The organism is Nostoc sp. FACHB-888 (genome assembly GCF_014696655.1).
GTDB lineage: Bacteria > Cyanobacteriota > Cyanobacteriia > Cyanobacteriales > Nostocaceae > Nostoc.
Genome location: NZ_JACJQM010000345.1, coordinates 1 through 2847, shown reverse-complemented (window position 1 = coordinate 2847; position 2847 = coordinate 1). Strand labels below are relative to the sequence as shown.

5 protein-coding genes are annotated in these 2847 nt (G+C 39.3%); 3 read left to right on the top strand and 2 right to left on the bottom strand.

The features are described 5' to 3' along the window. Nucleotides 1-131: 131 nt before the first annotated feature. Together H6G26_RS40505 and H6G26_RS40500 are read left to right on the top strand one after the other, a co-directional pair. Nucleotides 132-332, top strand: coding sequence for a hypothetical protein (locus tag H6G26_RS40505; protein ID WP_190737634.1), 201 nt, complete (start codon nucleotides 132-134; stop codon nucleotides 330-332). A 71-nt stretch (nucleotides 333-403) separates the two neighbouring features. Next, complete coding sequence (locus H6G26_RS40500) at nucleotides 404-1117, top strand: hypothetical protein (RefSeq protein ID WP_190737632.1); 714 nt, start codon at nucleotides 404-406, stop codon at nucleotides 1115-1117. A 35-nt stretch (nucleotides 1118-1152) separates the two neighbouring features. On the opposite strand, the gene H6G26_RS40495 is transcribed toward H6G26_RS40500, so the two are convergent. Both H6G26_RS40495 and H6G26_RS44470 read right to left on the bottom strand, forming a co-directional pair. Beyond that, a complete protein-coding gene (locus H6G26_RS40495; RefSeq protein WP_190737630.1) occupies nucleotides 1153-1503 on the bottom strand; it encodes a ribbon-helix-helix domain-containing protein in 351 nt (116 codons plus the stop codon). Between the two features lie 171 nt (nucleotides 1504-1674). Continuing rightward, the gene (locus tag H6G26_RS44470) at nucleotides 1675-2337 is read right to left on the bottom strand and encodes a DUF559 domain-containing protein (RefSeq protein WP_190737628.1); all 663 of its coding nucleotides are present in this window, start codon (nucleotides 2335-2337) and stop codon (nucleotides 1675-1677) included. A gap of 187 nt (nucleotides 2338-2524) precedes the next feature. Between H6G26_RS44470 and H6G26_RS40485 the strand changes: the two genes are divergently transcribed. Then, the gene (locus H6G26_RS40485) at nucleotides 2525-2764 is read left to right on the top strand and encodes a helix-turn-helix transcriptional regulator (protein ID WP_190737626.1); all 240 of its coding nucleotides are present in this window, start codon (nucleotides 2525-2527) and stop codon (nucleotides 2762-2764) included. Nucleotides 2765-2847 lie beyond the last annotated feature (83 nt).

The window sequence follows — 2847 nt, the reverse complement described above, 5'->3', positions numbered from 1 at the left end:
GCAAGATAGCAGAGGTATTCCATATGAGTGCTGGTGAATTGGGGTTAGTTCATTTTAAAAATATAGAAACAATTTGAGGAACTTGTGAGCAAGAGATTTATCAGTTTTCCTTAGCTTAAGTTTCTGAACGGATGCTCATTTCACTCCAATATCTGTTAGTTGTGGCGATCAGTTTTTCTGGATATCCAGAAAATTATCGACGAACAAGGTTTGAAGAAGAACGAACTAGAATCGGCGATCACCTACAGAACAAAGATTTTCCCGCAGTCCTTGCATTTGAAGCGTTGCTTGATTCCGCGCTTGTCCTTTCCCCAGCGGCTCAACTTGGTTGATTGGCACTGAGAGCAAGCGTTGATATCAAGTGCTGTAGCGATCGCGGATTAAGAGAATTGGAATAATTAAAATGAGTCAGAAAAAAAAGGACTTTGTGACAAAGGAAGAACTAATGGTAGAGCGTACACCTCAAGAACTTGTAGAGTGGTTTGAGCGCAAAATTCAAGAAATAACTCAACAAGAGGGTGGTTTGAGCGCTATACGAATTAGAGAAGGCTATTGTAAGCAGTTAATGGAAGAGATTTATCCACTCAAAGTCTTTGCATTTTGGCAATTTTGCGACAGAACTGATGTCACGCTCCAGCCTGTAATTGGAAGTCAAAACTATGATGTGTTAATAATTGACCGTGCATTTGTTCCTCCTCACGAAAGTAAGCTTGAAATTACTATGGCTTTAGGAGACGAATATCTGAAGCGTTTAATGCTTCAGAAAGAAGGCTGGTCGCCTATATCTGGATGCATTGAGAAGACGGGTACAAAAAATACAGGTATAAAATTGACAACTCATTTAGGTGTTAGAGATTTGGAAGAATACCTGGACAAGCAGCGAAACCTGATTGGTAAAGCCTTGGAAGGAAAGCTTAAAAAGGAATACGAAACAAACACATCGCTTTTAATAATTTTTGAGGATGCGACTGCATTTGATGAAACAGACATAAAGGAGGCGCTTTGCCGCTTTATTGAAAACAAGTTAGGGACGGAGCAAACACGATTTTTGCATTTCTACTTGATAGGTTCGTCTGAGCGTATCAAGTACAAATGGACACCAAATCAGGCTTCCTAGAGAAATCTTTCTCTGACGCAGCCAAACTCCCAAGATTAAGCAATTGGCTTCTTACCGTATTTCTCAAACAAATCATTTAAAGCCTCAGCGAGTAAGGCTTGCACGGTAGCGTCTTGCTCTAACGCCAGTTGTTTCAACTGTTTTGATACAGCTGGGTCGAAATGTCCCGCGATCGCTTCCGCTCCCCTACCGCCGATGCTTTTGTCGTGCTTCTGTAGTTTGTGGATAGTAGGCGATGGGGTTGAAAAATAGGTTATGGAAACTGTCTTTCTCTTAAGGGAAATTCTGATAAGTAAAAAAGATGGCTCATGCCACCCCTTGACCCACCCTTTTGTTAATTCCTCGATTCCGCGATCGCGCTTTAAAGTGAATAGAGTGCAGCGCATTTTTTACTTAGGTAAAACCAGTGAATTAGATTATGACAAATTGCAGGTCGCTACAGCTAGGGTTTATTACTTCGATTGTCATTAAGATATATCAAGGCATCTGGTTGCGTTCAAGAGTAATTTAGATGCGTATGCCCTGTATTTTCTCAGGTTTCAATTCGGATTGCTATATTAACCTATCTTCTTAATTATTTGCAAAAATTCCCTAACAACATCATCTGGATGTCGCTCACACTTGGAATTAGTAAAACGTTGAATTATTGCTATTCCATTATGGTGGAAAAGGCGGTCTCGCTCCTGCTCATTTACTCGGCTTTCTGGTTTGTGAGAAGGGCCATCTACTTCAAGAATACCCCACTTGCCTTCATAAAAAACAAAAAAATCTGCCTCCATATTCCTTCTGCTATCAGTTTTTCTTGGATCGGTAAGACGGGCTAAACAATTGGGCATGAAAAGGACACCAACGCGGTCAAGAGCTTTTGCCATTTGAACTTCAGCTTTTGAGCGAAACCGCATCCCCTGCCAAGTATAAATTGGTTTATTGGGATAGAACGGAACCCCTTGATTATTAACAACCTCATTCGTACAAGGACTTACACCGCTATCTTCACCAACTGCATATGTTCTTGCAATTCCAATTTCAGTTGTTTTATTATTTGATATCGACAGCAAGTTTTCTTTTTGATTTAAGTATTGTTCGAGTTTATTTTGGGCATTTATTATATCTTTTTTGCTTATACTTCTTTTACCAATACAATCAGATAAAGCAGTTTGAATTATTTTACTTTTTCTTTCTATATTTGTTTCTTTTCTTAATTGTAGTCGTGCATACACTGAAAGTTTTATATGAGAAATATCTATTTTTATTACTTCGGTAATGAGCCTTTTTTCTTCATAAGCCCATGCCAGTTCATAGCAGGTACTTGGAGCTAAAGAAATATTTTTATCTTGATATAACTTATTACATATTTGAGAAAAAGAGCCATATTGACGAGACTTTATTTTATCGCTTTTAAAAACTTTGAACTTTAAATACCACAGGAAATTTAAAACTCGATTTGCTAAAGCCGTGCGTCGGCGACGGCGCGAACTCGATTTAACCCAAGAACAGTTGGCTGAAATCAGTAATCTTGATCGGACATATATATCGCTTATAGAGCGTGCCGAACGTAGCCCAACACTCGAAAATGTCGAGAAGCTGGCTCACGGCTTGGGATTAAAGATTTGGGAGTTGTTTTCGCGCTATGTAGAAGAGTCTTAGGGGACTTCCAGAAAATAAACTATTCCATTACCAATAATGATAATCATTTTAGAGGGGAATGAAGGGGCTGCCGTCGGCAGCCC

Excerpts from the sequence above, each read along its gene's own strand:
- H6G26_RS40505 (WP_190737634.1), top strand. The coding sequence starts at position 132 with ATGCTCATTTCACTCCAATATCTGTTAGTTGTGGCGATCAGTTTTTCT.
- H6G26_RS40500 (WP_190737632.1), top strand. The coding sequence starts at position 404 with ATGAGTCAGAAAAAAAAGGACTTTGTGACAAAGGAAGAACTAATGGTA.
- H6G26_RS40495 (WP_190737630.1), bottom strand. The coding sequence starts at position 1,503 with ATGCGCTGCACTCTATTCACTTTAAAGCGCGATCGCGGAATCGAGGAA.